The sequence below is a fragment of the Kitasatospora sp. NPDC088351 genome (assembly GCF_040685575.1).
GTDB lineage: Bacteria > Actinomycetota > Actinomycetes > Streptomycetales > Streptomycetaceae > Kitasatospora.
On the sequence record NZ_JBFBIL010000016.1, the window covers coordinates 32,744 to 47,007 of the forward strand.

At 77.2% G+C, this 14,264-nt stretch carries 13 protein-coding genes; 3 read left to right on the forward strand and 10 right to left on the reverse strand.

Going from position 1 to position 14,264, the window contains the following annotated elements; genetic code table 11:
- Positions 1–225: 225 nt before the first annotated feature.
- Positions 226–675, forward strand: a complete 450-nt coding sequence (locus tag AB0P06_RS14570) for an RNA polymerase sigma factor (protein WP_363607683.1) — start codon at positions 226–228, stop codon at positions 673–675.
- Positions 676–726: 51 nt separating this feature from the next.
- On the opposite strand, the gene AB0P06_RS14575 is transcribed toward AB0P06_RS14570, so the two are convergent.
- The 7 genes from AB0P06_RS14575 to AB0P06_RS14605 form a co-directional block, all read right to left on the reverse strand.
- A complete protein-coding gene (locus AB0P06_RS14575; protein WP_363607603.1) occupies positions 727–2,055 on the reverse strand; it encodes an aminotransferase class V-fold PLP-dependent enzyme in 1,329 nt (442 codons plus the stop codon).
- A gap of 222 nt (positions 2,056–2,277) precedes the next feature.
- A complete protein-coding gene (locus AB0P06_RS14580; RefSeq protein ID WP_363607604.1) occupies positions 2,278–2,901 on the reverse strand; it encodes a hypothetical protein in 624 nt (207 codons plus the stop codon).
- 195 nt (positions 2,902–3,096) lie between these two features.
- On the reverse strand, positions 3,097–6,021 hold the full coding sequence (locus AB0P06_RS14585; protein ID WP_363607605.1) for a bpX6 domain-containing protein: 2,925 nt from the start codon (positions 6,019–6,021) through the stop codon (positions 3,097–3,099).
- Complete coding sequence (locus AB0P06_RS14590) at positions 6,018–7,697, reverse strand: hypothetical protein (RefSeq protein WP_363607606.1); 1,680 nt, start codon at positions 7,695–7,697, stop codon at positions 6,018–6,020. The genes AB0P06_RS14585 and AB0P06_RS14590 overlap by 4 nt, the downstream gene beginning before the upstream one ends.
- A complete protein-coding gene (locus AB0P06_RS14595; RefSeq protein WP_363607607.1) occupies positions 7,694–8,149 on the reverse strand; it encodes a hypothetical protein in 456 nt (151 codons plus the stop codon). Before AB0P06_RS14595 ends, AB0P06_RS14590 begins: the two co-directional genes overlap by 4 nt.
- Positions 8,146–9,321: an AAA family ATPase gene (locus AB0P06_RS14600; RefSeq protein ID WP_363607608.1), complete on the reverse strand. Its 1,176-nt coding sequence runs from the start codon at positions 9,319–9,321 to the stop codon at positions 8,146–8,148. The genes AB0P06_RS14595 and AB0P06_RS14600 overlap by 4 nt, the downstream gene beginning before the upstream one ends.
- A 178-nt stretch (positions 9,322–9,499) precedes the next feature.
- Entirely contained in the window at positions 9,500–9,769 is a 270-nt protein-coding gene (locus tag AB0P06_RS14605; RefSeq protein ID WP_363607684.1) for a CGNR zinc finger domain-containing protein, read from the reverse strand.
- Here AB0P06_RS14605 and AB0P06_RS14610 point away from each other — a divergent pair.
- The gene (locus AB0P06_RS14610; protein ID WP_363607609.1) at positions 9,720–10,253 is read left to right on the forward strand and encodes an SIMPL domain-containing protein; all 534 of its coding nucleotides are present in this window, start codon (positions 9,720–9,722) and stop codon (positions 10,251–10,253) included. The genes AB0P06_RS14605 and AB0P06_RS14610 overlap by 50 nt on opposite strands.
- Positions 10,254–10,337: 84 nt before the next feature.
- On the opposite strand, the gene AB0P06_RS14615 is transcribed toward AB0P06_RS14610, so the two are convergent.
- Positions 10,338–10,892: a hypothetical protein gene (locus AB0P06_RS14615; RefSeq protein ID WP_363607610.1), complete on the reverse strand. Its 555-nt coding sequence runs from the start codon at positions 10,890–10,892 to the stop codon at positions 10,338–10,340.
- Between the two features lie 214 nt (positions 10,893–11,106).
- Between AB0P06_RS14615 and AB0P06_RS14620 the strand changes: the two genes are divergently transcribed.
- Positions 11,107–11,622, forward strand: a complete 516-nt coding sequence (locus AB0P06_RS14620) for a hypothetical protein (protein ID WP_363607611.1) — start codon at positions 11,107–11,109, stop codon at positions 11,620–11,622.
- A 96-nt stretch (positions 11,623–11,718) separates the two neighbouring features.
- On the opposite strand, the gene AB0P06_RS14625 is transcribed toward AB0P06_RS14620, so the two are convergent.
- Positions 11,719–13,005: a glycosyl hydrolase family 8 gene (locus tag AB0P06_RS14625; RefSeq protein WP_363607612.1), complete on the reverse strand. Its 1,287-nt coding sequence runs from the start codon at positions 13,003–13,005 to the stop codon at positions 11,719–11,721.
- Between the two features lie 11 nt (positions 13,006–13,016).
- Complete coding sequence (locus tag AB0P06_RS14630) at positions 13,017–14,066, reverse strand: chitinase (RefSeq protein WP_363607613.1); 1,050 nt, start codon at positions 14,064–14,066, stop codon at positions 13,017–13,019.
- Between the last annotated feature and the right edge of the window lie 198 nt (positions 14,067–14,264).

The window sequence follows — 14,264 nt, forward strand, 5'->3', positions numbered from 1 at the left end:
GGCACATGAACGCCCGTGTCCGCACGGTGGTCCGGGGCCCCTCCCGAACACGTCGGCCGACCAGGACGGAAACAGTGAAAGGCGATCCGCATGGACCGCACCGCGCGGCCCCACGCGCACCTCACCCCACCGGCCCCGACGCCCGCCGTCCCGGGCGCACCCGACCCCGCCGTGTTCCCGGTGGCCGCGCTGCTGCGGCGCGCGCAGGCCGGCGACCACGTGGCGATGAACGACCTGCTGGTACACATCACCCCTTTCGTCGGGCGTCTCTGCCTGCCGATCGCGCGTACCCACAGCTGCGACGCCGCCCAGGAGGCGATGCTCGCGATCTACCGCGGCCTGCGCGGCCTGCGCGAACCCCTCGCCTTCTACGGCTGGGTGCGCTCCATCGCCGTCCGGGAGGCCGTCCGCACGTCGAGACGGCTGGCCCTGGAGCACACCGACGGCCTGCCCGACGTCGCCCCCGACGGCGACCCCCTGGGCGCCGTGCACATCAGCGACGTGCTGGACCGGCTGCCCCGCGAGCACCGCGAGATCCTCACGCTGCGCGCCGTCTACGGCCTGAACGAACGGGAACTGGCCTCGGCCCTGCGGCTTCCGGTCGGCACCGTGCGCTCCCGGCTGCACCGCGCCCGCCGCAACTTCCAGCGGGCCTGGACCCACCAGCCCGCCTGAACGGAGCGGCGCCCGGGCGCCGCACGGGCCCGGCCGGCGGCGGGCCCGAATTCAGGTCACGGTGGCCCTCGTCCGGTAGCGGGCCCGCAGGTGGTCCCCGGCGTCGACCGCCTCGCGCAGCAGACAGAGCGCCCGCCAGATGTCCCGGTGGCTCAGGAACAGGGCGTTGACGCCGAAGCGGAGCAGGTCCGGGGCCCGCATGTCGCCGATCACCCCCCGGTCGGCGAGCGCCCGCACCAGCGCGTACGCCTCCCGGTGGCGCAGCACGACCTGGCTGCCGCGGCGCCCGGGCTCCCTGGGGGTGACCACCGTGAAACCCCGGCCGTCCAGCAGGGTGTCGGCGCAGTCCTGGAAGAAGCCGGTCAGTGACAGGCTCTTGGCCCTGACCTGCGCCAGGTCCACCCCGTCGAAGGCGGTGAGCGCGGCTTCCAGGGCGAGCAGCGACAGGATGGCGGGGGTGCCGATCCTGGCCCGGCCGACGCCCTCGGCCGGGGTGTAGTCGCCGCTGAGGCCGAACGGGTCGGCGTGGCCGTTCCAGCCGGTGAGCGGGTGGTCGAAGGAGGCCTGGTGACGCCGCGCCACGTAGAGGAAGGCGGGGGCTCCCGGGCCGCCGGACAGGAACTTGTAGCCGCAGCCGACGGCGAGGTCGGCCCCGAGCTCGTCCAGCCGCACCGGGAGGGCGCCGGCCGCGTGGCAGAGGTCCCAGAGCATCAGGGCGCCGGTCCGCTGGACGGCGCCGGTGAGCGCGGGCAGGTCGTACAGTTCGCCGGTCCGGTAGTCGACCGGGGAGTACCCGGCCACCGCGACGCGGTCCCCGTGCCCGGCGAGGAAGCCCGGCAGGTCGTGCGGCGGGACCCGCTCGACGGTGAGGCCGAACAGCCGGCCCACGGCGTCGGCGACGTACTGGTCGGTGGGGAAGTGGGCCGGGTCGGTGAGCAGCAGCGGCCGGCCGGGGCGCAGCCGGGCGGCGGCCCCGAGCGCGTTGAACAGCTGGACGCTGGTGGAGTCCCCGGCCAGGGTCTGGCCGGGCGCCGCGCCGACCAGCCGTCCGATCGCGTCCCCGACCCGCAGCGGTGCCTCCCACCAGCCGGCGTCGTTCCAGGAGCCGATCAGGCCCCGGCCCCACTGCCGGTGGACGGCGTCCTCCAGGGCGGCGGGGACGGCGGCGGGCAGCGGACCCAGGGAGTTGCCGTCCAGGTAGACGACGCCGGGCGGCAGCAGGAACCGTTGCCGCAGCGGGGCCAGCGGGTCGGCGGCGTCGAGGGCCTCGGCCCGGTCGGCGAGGAGGCGGTCGGGGCCGCTCGCCGCCGTCACCGTCGCGGGCCCGGGTGTGCGATCCCCCTCCGGACCGCTCCGCCGGTCCCGGATACGTTCAGACATGGCCACCTCTTCGTCTGGGCCCGCCGCTTGGCATGGCCTCCGACAATGAAGAGGCTGACCAGGGGCCGCCCTATCCCGCCCCCCGCGTGACGAAGGACACACACCGGACGGCGAGGCGCCCCGCCGTCGGCACCGCGCCGCACACCGTCCCCGAAACGCCGCCGGTCGCCGGCCGGCCGCCCGCAGGCGACGGCGACCCCGCGCACCCCCGCCACCGGCCGCCTACCAGAGCCCCGGCCCGGCCGGCCGGCCCGGCGGGCCCGGGCGGTAGGGAAAGGGCCGGTACGCGTGGAGGAAGCGGTGGTAGCTGCGGGCGGTGCCGACCAGGGATTCCATCCGCAGGACGTGTTCGATCGCGTCCAGCTGCCCGCCGGTGGCCGTCAGCACCCAGTGCGCGGTGCCCGCCACGGGGCGGGCCTCGGCCACCGCGGTCCGGAGGCAGGCCGCGTCGACGGCGGCGAGCCCGGCGATGCCGCGGGTGCCGGCGAGGGCCTGGCGCAGGAACGTCATCTCCGTCTCGGTGAACCGCAGCCGGGTGCGGCCGGGGATGTCGCCCTCCTCCTCGGGCCAGGGGGCGACCGGGCCCTTCCGGAGTTCGCGGTACTTCAGCAGCAGCCGGCCCTCGGGGGTGATCCGGGCGGCCCAGGCCGGCGGTCCGTCGGCGGTGGCCAGCGTCTCCAGGACGCTCTCCGGGGCGAGTTCGCACAGCCGCTCGGCGGTGAGCCGGCGCGCGGCGCTGGCGCGCCGCCGCGACCACGACGGGGCGGCCGGGGCCGCGGCGAGCCACCCGCCCTCCTCGGCGGCGACGTCCTCCAGCAGCTCCACGTCCTCGGCGCGCAGCGGCATGTCCCGGCCCCTTCGTCGTCCTGGCGTCGTCCTGGCGGTGCGCCGGCCGGCACGACCCGCGCAGCGGGACTCTACGCCCGGGGGCCGCCCGCGCGCCGGTCTCTTCGCCGACCGGGGGCGGCGGCACCGCTCCAGGGCCTCCCGAGCTAGAACTCCCGCACGAGGGAAGCTCGTTCGCGCGAGCCGGGCGGGCCGTCAGCCGATCGTGACCCGCAGGTTGGCGAGCACGGCGGAGCCGTCGGCCGCGACGGCCAGCACCCGGCCGCCGCGCTGCCAGTACGTCACCGCCCCGCCGTGCCGCCGCACCCGGACCGGGGACCGGTCGGCGCCGGGGAAGAGGGCGAGGCCGGTCGGCGCGGAGGCGGCGCCCTCACCCGCCGTGAGGCGGATACCGCGGCCGCCGTCGAGGGGCAGGGTGAACGCCCAGTGGTCGCCGTCGGCGGTCAGGCCGGCCGGCCCGTCCTCGCGGGCAGCCGGCTCGTCCTCCTGGACGGTCAGCCCGGAGTCCGTCCCCTCGCCGAGGAAGCGCAGCACCGTCCGGCCCGGCTCCCGCGTGGGGTCGGGGTCGGGCACGATCAGCCGGCCGCTCGCCAGCACCGTCGCACCGGTCACCGCGGCCGGGTCGAGCGCGGTCCTGGACCGCAGCTCCCAGCCCGGCAGGTCCCAGCGCCAGAGCTCCGTCAGCGGCGCCCCCACGGCCGGGCGGGAGACCACCACGGCCGCGCAGCCGGACGGGGTGCGGGCGATCCGCCCGGTCACCCCCTGGTCGCCGCCGAGTTCACGCCAGACCACGGTGGGGCGGCGGGCCAGGGTGTCGAGGACGGCGATCCCGTCCTCGTCCACCGTGATCAGCTGCCGGCCGTCGTAGGACGGCACGATCTGCCGCACCCGCAGGGCGGTCCAGCGCCGTACGGCCCGGGTGGCGAGGTCCAGCCGGGAGACCTCGGCGACCTCGCCGTAGCGGGCGACCAGCAGCGCGGTGCCGCCGTGGTCGGCGAGCACCAGCTGGTCGGCGGGCACGTCCCAGCGGGCCCGGGTGCGGCCGTCCGGGCCGAGCAGCCGCACGCCCGCCTGGCCGCACGCGACCAGCAGCGAGCCGGAGTCCAGCAGCGCCGCGTCCAGGACCGGGAGTGTCCCGGGCCGGTCGGCGGCGGTGGCGGCCCAGCCGGCCCCCGTGGGGCGGGCGGAGCGGCGGGGCCTGGGCAGGTCGGCGGCGGCCAGCGGGTCGGCGCGCTTCACCAGCCCGTCGAAGAGGGCGCGTCCGGTCCGGTGGTCGAGGGAGCCGCCGAAGCCGCCGTCCCGGACGACGGCGCGGGCCGCGGCGGTGGCGAGTTCACGGTCGGCGGCCCGGTCCGCGCCCGGCAGCCCGGCCAGGGCGGCGGCCAGCGCGGGCCGGCCGGTGGTGTCGGGGTGCCCGTCGCCGTCGAGGACGGCCAGCGCGAGCGTACGGGTCGCCTCGCCCGCGCCGAGGGCGAGCAGGTGGGCGAGGGCCCGGCCGCGGGCCGGCCCGCCGAGGGCGACGGCGTCGCGCAGGTCGGCGGCGACCGTCGGCCGCAGCGTCTCGTCCGGCCAGGCGGCCTCGACCGCGCCGAGCCGGTCCCCGGCCGCACGGCGGTGCTCGGCCCAGGCGGCCCGCAGCTCCCGGGCGGACTGCGGGTCGGTGGCGGTGAGCCGCTCGACGGCGGTGGCGAACGCGCCCCGGCGGTAGGCGGTGCGCACGGCCCGGTCCCGGTCCCCGGCCCGCCACCAGAGGCGGACCACCAGGTCGGCCGCCAGCTCGCGGCCTTCGGCGAGTTCGGCGGCCTGGGCGCTGCGGCCGTGCCGGTCGAGCAGGGCCACCGCCTCGGCGGGCGCGTCCAGCAGGTCGGCGAGGACGAACGCCGCCTCGTCGATCCGGCCCTCCCGCTCCAGCCCTTCGGCGGCCTTCCGGTAGAGGTCGGCCAGGAGTTCGTGGACGGTCGGGCCGGAGAGCGGCGAGACGGCCGCCGCCCGGCCCCCGGCGTCCGGGGTGGGGCGCAGCGGGCCGGCGAAGCGGCGGGGCAGCCCGAGTGAGAGCCAGGCCCGCTCGGCCTCGGGCGACTGCCCGGAGAGCCGGACGGCGTCGCGCAGGGCGTCCTCCCAGCGGCGCTGTTCGAAGGCGCGGGTCAGTTCGCGCAGGTAGCGGGCGTGGCGGCCGCGGACGAGACGCGCGGCGGGGGTGCGCAGGGCCAGCCGGGCGAGCAGGCCGCCCAGCCGGGACCGCCAGGACGGTCCGGGGTTCCGCCGCCCCTCCGCCGCCCCGGGGGCGGAGGCCTCGGAAGCTGTTCCCGGGGCGCGGCGACGCAGCGCGAAGGCCGCTCCGATGAGCAGCCCGGTCAGCAGCGTCGACGGGTGGAGGCCCCGCCCGGCGACGAGACGGACGAGACCGGCGACGAGGTGGGCGAGACCGGCGAGCAGCGGCAGGCCCACGAGGACGAACAGCAGGGCGAGGCCGGCGACGGCGACGGCCCGGCCGACCGGGGCGGGCAGCCGGGGCAGGGACCACCAGCGGCGGGGGCGGTCACCCCGGGCGCCGGGCGCGGTCGGCCGACGGGACCACCAGCGACGGGGGCGACCCCGCCCGGCGGGCGCGGTCAGCCGACGGGCCCGCTCGGAGCGGGGGCCGATTCCGGCGGCGGTCCGCAGGTCCGCCGCCGGGCGCCGCGGCCGGTCGTCGAGCACCGGTTCGGGGGCGGCCGGGGCGCCGACCGGCCCGAGCCGGTGGAGGGTGAGGCCGGCCGGGTCGAGCCAGTCGGCGGGCCGCAACTTCGCCAGACCGGCGATCTGGTGACGGTCCATCAGCCCTGCGGTGGTGAGCAGCAGCTGCCCGGCGGCGGCCTGCGCGCCGTCGGTGCCGACGGCGACGAGCGCGCCGTCCCGCCCCAGCAGCGGCAGCCCGGGGGCACGGTCGGCCCGGGTCCCGACCGGTTCGGGCAGGACGAGCAGCCAGCGGCCGTCCGGCAGCTCGCGCAGGTCGGCGCCGTCCTGCCAGTGGGCCAGGACGCGCCCGGCGGCCTCGGCCGCGCCGATCAGCGGCACGTCCAGCACGAAGCCGGCGGCGTCGACGGTGGCACGGAACGCTCCGGCGGAGGTGGCGCTCACTGCTCGCTCCCGATCAGGTGGTGGATCCGGCCGCTGCCCGCGTCGCCGACCACGATCCGCCCGGGGTGCGGTTCGGCGGCGATGAGGGAGAGACCTGGGTGGACGGTCGCCGGGGTGACGCCGCCGGAGAAGCGGCTGAAGGTGCGGACGGCGTCGGCCCGGACGCTGCGCACCACCCGGGCGCTCCGGCTGCAGGTGATCAGCGCCGGCCGGCCGTCGTCGTGCCGGACGAGGCCGATCACCTCGGCATCCTCCCGGAAGGTGATCAGGCTCCGGTCGCCGGCCGGGGTGCGGACCTCCCAGGCCTTGCCGTCGGCCGACCAGGCGACGGCGGTGCCGCCGTGGACGAGGTGCGGCGCGTCCTGGGCCCCGGGTGGCAGCGGGTGGTCGAACGCCCGCGGATCCCGGGAGCGGTGGTACCGCGCGCCGTCGGCGCTCGGCGCGACCGGGCCGTCGTCGTGGACGGATCCGTCGGGCGCGATCCGCCACCAGCGGCCGTCGAGCGGGAGCGCGAGGCCGTCCCCGGCGCGCAGCAGTGGCAGGACGGGGCCGGTGAGCAGGGTGTCGAGCAGGGCCTGGTGCAGGCCGAGGGCGACCCGGTCGGCGGTGTACTGGCCGGGCTCGCCGAGCGGGCGGCCGCTGATGTACGGGACCAGCCGGTCACCCTGGACGGACAGCGCGACCAGGCGCCGGCCGAGGCGTCCGGCGGCGACGACCGGCCCGTTCAGCTCGTGGCGACGGGTCCGGACGGGGGTGACGCGCTCCGGTGCGCCGCTCGGCAGGTTGACGGCGAGCAGGGTGGCGGCGTTCGCACCACGGGCCAGCAGGGTGCGGGCCGCGGTGGTGAAGACGGGGTGCGCTCCCCCGGTGGGGCCGGCCGGCAGCGCGGCGGCGGTCGGCGCGCTGCGGCGGAACTCGGCGCCGCGCAGCGCCCGGACGGCGATGTCGGTCGCGGGCAGGGGCAGTTCGGCCCGCGCCTCGCCCAGCCGGACGGTGACCGAGCCGGCGCCGGCCGCGGTCCAGCGGGCCTCCTCGCTCGCCAGCACCCTTCGCCGGGAGGGGAGCCGGTCGGCGAGCCGGGGCGAGGTGAGGACCCAGGCCTGGTCGGCGGCGTCGAGCGTGCCGCAGGCACGCCGGACGTCCTCGGGGGTCGGGTCGGTGCGGCGGCGGGCGTCGAGCCAGTGCGGCAGCAGTTCGGCGAGGTCGCCGTCGAGCCAGTGGCCGGGCCGGTCGCCGAGGATGCCGACGAGCAGTTCGGTGCCCCGGGCGGCGGCCCTGCGGTGCAGGACGAGCAGGGCGGCGAGCTGGACGAGCCGGCCGGCGCCGGCCTGGGCGGGCCCGGTGTCGGCCAGGACGACGACCCGGCCCCGGCCGGCCGGGGTGCGGAACTCGGGTGCGAGGTGGAGGAGTTCGCCGTCGACCAGGCGGCGCAGGAACTCGTCGGGGTACTCGTCGGCGAGCAGCCACTCGGAGGGCAGCAGCTGGTCGGGCCGGCCGGAGCGGGCCAGGCCGCCGTGGCCGTCCGGGGTGCCGTGGTCGTCGGTGGCGGGTTCGCGTTCGCCGGCCAGGGCGTCCAGGCGGCGCAGCAGGGGGCCGAGGGCGGTGGCGAGTTCGGGGGTGAGCGCGGAGAGGCCGGCGGCCCAGGGGGCGAGGGCGGCGGGCAGCGGCGTGGTCATCGCGGGTCGCTCCCGGTGCCGCCCGGACGCGTCGTGCCGCCGGTGCTCCGGGTGTACGGCTCCAGGGCGGCCGGGTCGGTGGTGGGCGGCGGCGGATCGGCGACCAGGGCGTGGCCGGGCAGCAGGACGCAGAGCTGGCCGTCCCGGGCGCCGAGCGCGGTGCGCCAGAGGGCGGCGGCGGGCCGGGGGCGGGCGGTGGTGGGGACGAGCAGTCCGGCGTCGCGGCCGAGGTAGCGGGCACCGTCGGCCCACGGCAGGTCGTCCTCGGCGCCGAGGACGAGCAGCGCGCCGTCGTCGGCGACGGCACCGAGCCGGGCGCCGCCGGTGAGCCGCTCCCGGGTGGCGGCGGCCAGGGCGGGCACGTCTGGGCCGAGGGCGAGCACGGCGGCGGCGGGCAGCGGCGGTTCGCACCGCTCCCAGCGGAGCGGGAACGGCGGTGGGGCGGTGGTCACGAGGGTGCGACCACCGCGACGAGCTCGGCGCGTATGCCGGCCAGCCCGGCGGGCAGGTCGGCCGGGTCGAACCCGGCGTCGATCTCCCGCAGCGCGGCCTCCAGCCGCAGCCGCGAGTCGCGGCCGTCCGGCAGGGTGCGGTGTTCGGCGAGCAGGGCCGTACTCTGCCGGGCGAGCCGGTCGGCGCGGGCGGCCGAGCTGCGGGACAGCTCCTCGGCGGCGTGCGCCAGGCTGCGGTTGGCGGACTTCTCGACCAGGTCGGCCAGGGTGTCGCGGGCCAGTGCCTGGGTGTCGGCGGTGGGGGCGATGAGCGGCAGCACCCAGAGGTCGCGGGCGGTGCCGGCGGTGCGGCCGTCGAGGACGGCCGCCGCCGCGACCAGCTTCTGCGAGCGGACGGCCCGCCGGTCGCTGACCGGGACGCCGGCGGCGCGCAGCCGGCGCAGGGCGGTGCCGAGCAGCGGGGTGACCTCGTCCAGGTCGCAGTCGCGGGCGGCGGCGGCCAGCCGGTCGACGGCGCCGAGCAGGTCGGCGGGGCGGGCCGGGGCGGTCGCGGGCCGGCGGCCGGCTTCGAGCAGTTCCTCCAGCCGGGCGTCGGCCACCGGTTCGACGAAGACCCGGGCGAGGAAGCGGTCGGCGAAGGCGGCCAGGGCCGGATCCTCCGGCAGGTGGTTGGCGGCGCCGACGCAGACCCGCAGCGGGCTGGCGAGGACGGTACCGCCGCGCCGGAAGACCCGTTCGTTGAGCAGGCCGAGCAGGGTGTTGAGGACGGCCGTGGAGCCGAGGAACACCTCGTCGAGGAAGGCGATCTCGGCCTCGGGCAGCATGCCGGCGGTCTCGAACTCGACCCGTCCTTCGCGCAGCCGGCGCAGGTCGACCGGGCCGAACAGCTCGTTGGGTTCGGTGAACCGGCCCAGCAGGTACTCGAAGTAGCGTCCGCCGAGCTGCCCGGCGACCCGGCGCACCGCCTCGGACTTGGCGGTGCCGGGCGCGCCGACGACCAGCAGGTGCTCGCCCGCGACGGCGCAGAGCGTCACCACCTCGGCCACCGTCTCGCGGTCGATCATGCCCTGCCCGGCGGCGGCCACGGCGGCGGCGATCAGCTCGGCGTCACCGGCCGCGGCGGTGCCGCCGGCGCCCGGGCGGGTGGTCGGGGTGGTGCTGGTCTCGGTCACGAGCACCGGAGTCTACGGGGGGTCCGGCGGCGCCCACCAGCGGATTGACGCTCGCCGCGCGGTCCCGGGGCCGGGGCCGCGCGGCACGCCGGGCCCCGGCGGCTCGGTCCGGGAGGCCTTCCCCGCCGTGGCCGTCGAGACCTCCCCCGGGCTGTTCGAGCAGCCCCTCCACAACCGCTCACACCACGGACCCGGGCCGGGCGCCGTCGGAGCGCTGGGCGCGGTGGGCGGCGACCCGGACCCGGGTGGCGCAGCGGGGGGTGCAGTAGCGCTGGGGGGCGCGGCGGCCGGTGTCGATGAAGTAGCGGGCGCAGCCGGGGGCGGCGCACCGGCCCCAGGCGCAGCCGCCGCGCTCGCCGAGCCAGAGGGCGAGGGCGGCGGTGGAGGGGAGCCAGTGGGTGAGGCCGACGCCGGCCGCGGCCTTCGAGGTGACCGGAGCCGCCGTCAGCCGGGTCCGCGAGGTGGTGCGCGGCCACGGCGTGCCGGACGGCGACGTCTCGACCTCCCGGCTGGACCTGCAGTCCTCGTGGAGCTACGGCGGCGGCGAGCGGCAGTTCCTCGGCTACGAGTGCACCGCCTCCTTCGTCATCGAGCTGCGCGAACTCGACGCCCTGGAGCGGCTGTTGGTGGACGTCGTGGAGGCCGGGGCGAACCACGTGGAAGGGGTGGAGTTCGACGTCCGCGCCAAGCGGGAGCTGCGGGCGCGGGCCCGGGAGGCGGCCGTCGCGGACGCCCTGGAGAAGGCGGAGCAGTACGCGCGGGCCGCCAGCGTCCGGCTCGGCCCGGTCGTGCGCATCAGGGACGTGGACTCCGAACAGCCGGGCACCGGCTACGTCGGCCACAGCCAGGGCGGCGGCGAGGGCTCGCTCGCGCCCGGCGGGATCCGCGTCTCGGCGGGCGTACTGCTCGGCCCGGCCATCATCGGCGGCTGACCGGACGCTCCCGGAGCTCGGCCCCGGCGGGACGGGGCGGGGCGGCGGGCGGTGGACGGCCGCCAGTCACCCCGCCCCACCCGGTCAGGCCTGCCAGTGCGGTTTGCCGCTGACCATCCGGCAGGTGATCATCCGGCCGTTGGCGTCGTGGGTGCTCTTGTCCAGGTCCGCGTTCCGGCAGAACTGGCCCGCCTGGTAGCAGTTGCCCGCGTTGGACCGGATCTCGCAGGAACCCGTCGCCCCCTTGGCCGCTTCGGGCTCGGGGTCGGTCGGCGGCTGGGCGGTGGTGATCTTGGGCTGCGGCGCCTTGGTGGCGGGCGCCTGCGGCTTGGCCGTGGTCGGTGCGGGTACCGGCGCCGGCGGCTGGGTCGGCTGCGGCGCCTCCGTGGTGGGCACGGCCGCGGGCGTCGTCACCACGGGCGGAGCCGGCACGGGCGCGGCCGCGGTCGCCACCGGCGCGGGGGTGGTCGGCCCAGGGGTGGTCGGCTCGGCCGCGGCCACGGCGGCGGGCGAGGAGGAGGCGGCCGTGGCACCGTCACCCGCCGCCGGGTCGCAGCCGGTCAGGGCGAGACCGACGGTGAAGACGAGTCCGGCGACGGCGGCCAGGCCGCGATGGCCGGCGCGTATCCGTGAAGACATGGGGGAAGAACGCTCCGTTCCGCTGGGGTGAGGTTCACGATTCAACCAGAACTGCGACACGGCTCGCGCACAGTTCCCGCACCTGTTGGCAGATCGAGATCTACGGCCCACGGAACGTCAGCGCACCGGCCCGGCCCCGCTCCCCCACCGACGCCGTCACCCGGCCGACAGCTCTGACATGATCGGCCCGCCGGCCGGAGGGAGTTCCCGCATCATGCCGGACAGCAGACCCCCACGCGACACCATGAGCACGGAGGAGTGGACCGAGGCTCCGCCGCCCCGGGCGCCCAGGGGCGGGTGGCCGAAGCTCCTCGGGCCGCTCATCGGCCCGGCGTTCCTCCTGGTCGGCATCGTCTTCTCGGCCGGCCACTGGACGGTGTGGCAGCACTTCAGCGGCACCTCGCGGGTCTCCGCCGTGGTCGACGAGGTGCGGTACGGCCGGCCGGAACAACGGACCGACGCCACCGAGGCACTGGTCACCGTGGAACCGGACGGCCGGCGACAGCCCGCCGTGGTGGACTCACCGCACTCGGCGCCGGACCGGCCGTCCGCGGGCGACGCCGTGACCCTGCTGCACGACCCCCGGCGGCCGGGCCATGCCCTCTTCCCCGCCCAACTCGGCTGGGCGGACGCCCTCTTCCCCGGCCTGCTGTTCTGCGCGACGGGCCTGGCCGCCACCGCGGCGGGCGCGGTGGCGACCGTCCGGTACGTGCGCGGCCGGGAGGGCTGAGCACCGCCGGGCAGACCGGTGGGGCCGCCCGGCGGGCGCCGGAACGACCGGCCGCGCGGGCCCGCCCCCCGGGAGGGCAGGCCCGCGCCAATGCCGTTACGGCACCCAGTAGTTGCCGGAGGCCACGATCATCGACTGGAGCTGGACGCTGCTGCCGTAGTAGAGCGAGCTGTCCACCGCGGTAGCGGCCAGCTTGGTCCAGAGCGCGTCGAGCCACGCCTGCGAGCCCGGGTCGGTCATCGCGGTCACCACGAACGGCGCGGTGAACGCCATGTCGTGGCCGCTGTCGAAGGCCGAGCCGTTGAGGTGGTAGCCGCTGACGATGTTCGCGGGACTGCCGCCCGTCTTGGCCTTGACCCAGGTGTTGAGCCTGCGCGCCGAGGCGAGCGAGGCGGCGTCGCCGCTGGTGACGGCGTCCGCGCCGATCCGCCACGGGTCGCGGCAGGCGTTCCAGCTGTAGTCGCCGTCGTTGGCGCTCTCCAGGACCTTCCCGGGCGCCGGTTTGGCGGTGCCGTTGGTGTTGACCACGAAGTCGGCGAGCAGACCGGTGTTCGGGGCGTAGCCGCTCTGCTGGGCGGTGATCAGCCGCTGGTGGGCGGTGCGGACGGTGTCCCAGGCGGCGTCGCCGGTGGCGGTCCGGAACGCCCGGAAGTGGTCGATCATCCAGTCCGAGGAGCGGGTGACGTAGTAGGTGGAGTCGCCCCTGCTCGACCAGTCGCCGAGCAGCGTCAGGTGGGTGCTCGGGTTGATCTCGCTCGCCATGATCGCGTTGATGTGCCGGACCGCCAGGGCCTTGTAGTCGTAGCTGCCCGAGCTGCCCCACTGCCGGTCGGCGAGCAGCAGCCCGTACGCGACGTCGAGGTCGCCGTCGGTGGCGGAGTCGGAGCCGTCGACGGACCGGCAGGAGGAGTCCTGCTCGGCGGCCAGCAGGTCGGGGTTGTTGACCGACTTGTGCGCCAGCATGTACTTCACCATGCCGTCGAAGACGGTCCTGGCGTTGGGGTCGGCCCCGGCCATGGTGGCGGTGACGACCATGCCGTAGCCCTGTCCCTCCGCCACGTAGGGGTGGTCGGCGTCCGGCGAGAGCACCTGGTACCAGCCGTTGCCGCAGTTCTGCTTGACGAACGCGGCCTTCCAGGCGTTGTAGGCGGCGATCACCTTCTGGTCGAGGTCCGCCTGCGCGCCGGAGGGCTTGAGGATGCCCGCCGCGTACGGGTAGCGGTGGCTGCCGAAGGGCACGGCGGGCGCGGCGGCGGCTCCCGGGCCCGGGGCGGCCGAGGCCGCCGGGGCCGCCGGGGCCGCGAGCAGGCCCGCCGCCAGGCCTGCGCCCGCGAGCAGCGCCGCGGCGGCCCGGAGGCGGGGGCGGGGGTTCGGCTGTGTCATCGGAGTGCTCCTCAGCCCTGGTACTGGACGACGATCCTGGTGAACTCGTACGGGGACTGCGCGACGCCGCTACAGGCGTCGGCGTCCGTGCCGGAGCCGCAGGCGCGGTCGCGGTTGACCGCCCAGAAGGCGAACCGGGCGAGGTGGTGCTGCCGGGCGTAGCCGAGGATGGTCCGGAAGTCGGCGGTGGTGACGGTCTCACCGGCCTCGTCGGTCTTCCCGTTCGTCGACGAGACCCCGGTGTGCCGGTAGGCCGCGTCGTCGCTGTAGCCGTAGGCGCTCTTGACCGCCGCCTTCAGCCCGTCCAGCGCGCTGACGGTGGCCTGGCCCATGGTGCCGCTGTGGCCGCCGAAGTCGAAGGGCATGATCACCCAGCCGTCGTTGGCCAGGCCGGCCGCGGCGCCGCGCCTGATCAGGTCCTTGCCGGTGGCGTCCGGGCCGCTGGGGGTGGTGCCCATGGTGACGTAGGTGACGATGCCGGGGTTCCTCGCCTTGACGGTCTTCAGCGCGTCGACCACCCGCTGACGGACCGTCGCGCTGGAGAACTCGGTGTCCTCGATGTCGATGTCCAGCGCCTTGAGCCCGTAGGCGTCGATCACCTTCTGGTAGGCGCCGGCCAGCGCGCTCGCGCTGCCGCACTTCTCGCCCAGCTTGTTGCCGCTCCAGCCGCCGACCGAGACGACCACGTCGCCGCCGGCCGCCCGGATCGACCTGATCGCGGCCTCGTCGGAGCCGCCGGTCAGCGGCCGGCTGCCGTCCCACTTCGGGTTGCAGCCGCCGTCGGAGAGGATGAACGCGAGGGTGAACCACTTCACCCCGGTCGCGTTCATCACGTCGGTCGGCTTCTGCGGGTTGCCCCAGCCCAGGTACTCGTACGGCGCGGCCGCCATCCCGGGGGCCGCCGCCCTCCCGGGCGCGGCGGCCGGCTCGGGCGGGGCGGCTGCCGGGGCGGCCAGGGCCTGGGGCGCGGGGGCCAGCAGCAGGGCGGCCGGGCCGAGCGCGGCGGCCAGCAGCGGGGCGGTGAGCCGGGCGGCCGTCCCGGCCCTGAAGGTCTTGTACATGCCAACTCGCTTTCGTCGGTCCACCGCACGGTGACGGCCGGTCAGGAGAGAGGCGAAACGGCCCGCACCGGCCGGCGGGCGACCGGAGCGGGCGCCTGCAGGACCGAGGTGACGGGACGGCTGGTCGACGACTTTCGTCAGGAAAGTTTCCCAATGGTCGACACTCTCAACCCCCTTCACCGCCGGACACCTTGACGC

Coding starts and splice junctions, on each gene's coding strand:
- AB0P06_RS14590 (WP_363607606.1), bottom strand. CDS start 7,697: ATGACCACGCCGCTGCCCGCCGCCCTCGCCCCCTGGGCCGCCGGCCTC.
- AB0P06_RS14625 (WP_363607612.1), bottom strand. CDS start 13,005: ATGACACAGCCGAACCCCCGCCCCCGCCTCCGGGCCGCCGCGGCGCTG.
- AB0P06_RS14570 (WP_363607683.1), top strand. CDS start 226: ATGAACGACCTGCTGGTACACATCACCCCTTTCGTCGGGCGTCTCTGC.
- AB0P06_RS14575 (WP_363607603.1), bottom strand. CDS start 2,055: ATGTCTGAACGTATCCGGGACCGGCGGAGCGGTCCGGAGGGGGATCGC.
- AB0P06_RS14630 (WP_363607613.1), bottom strand. CDS start 14,066: ATGTACAAGACCTTCAGGGCCGGGACGGCCGCCCGGCTCACCGCCCCG.
- AB0P06_RS14580 (WP_363607604.1), bottom strand. CDS start 2,901: ATGCCGCTGCGCGCCGAGGACGTGGAGCTGCTGGAGGACGTCGCCGCC.
- AB0P06_RS14620 (WP_363607611.1), top strand. CDS start 11,107: ATGCCGGACAGCAGACCCCCACGCGACACCATGAGCACGGAGGAGTGG.
- AB0P06_RS14615 (WP_363607610.1), bottom strand. CDS start 10,892: ATGTCTTCACGGATACGCGCCGGCCATCGCGGCCTGGCCGCCGTCGCC.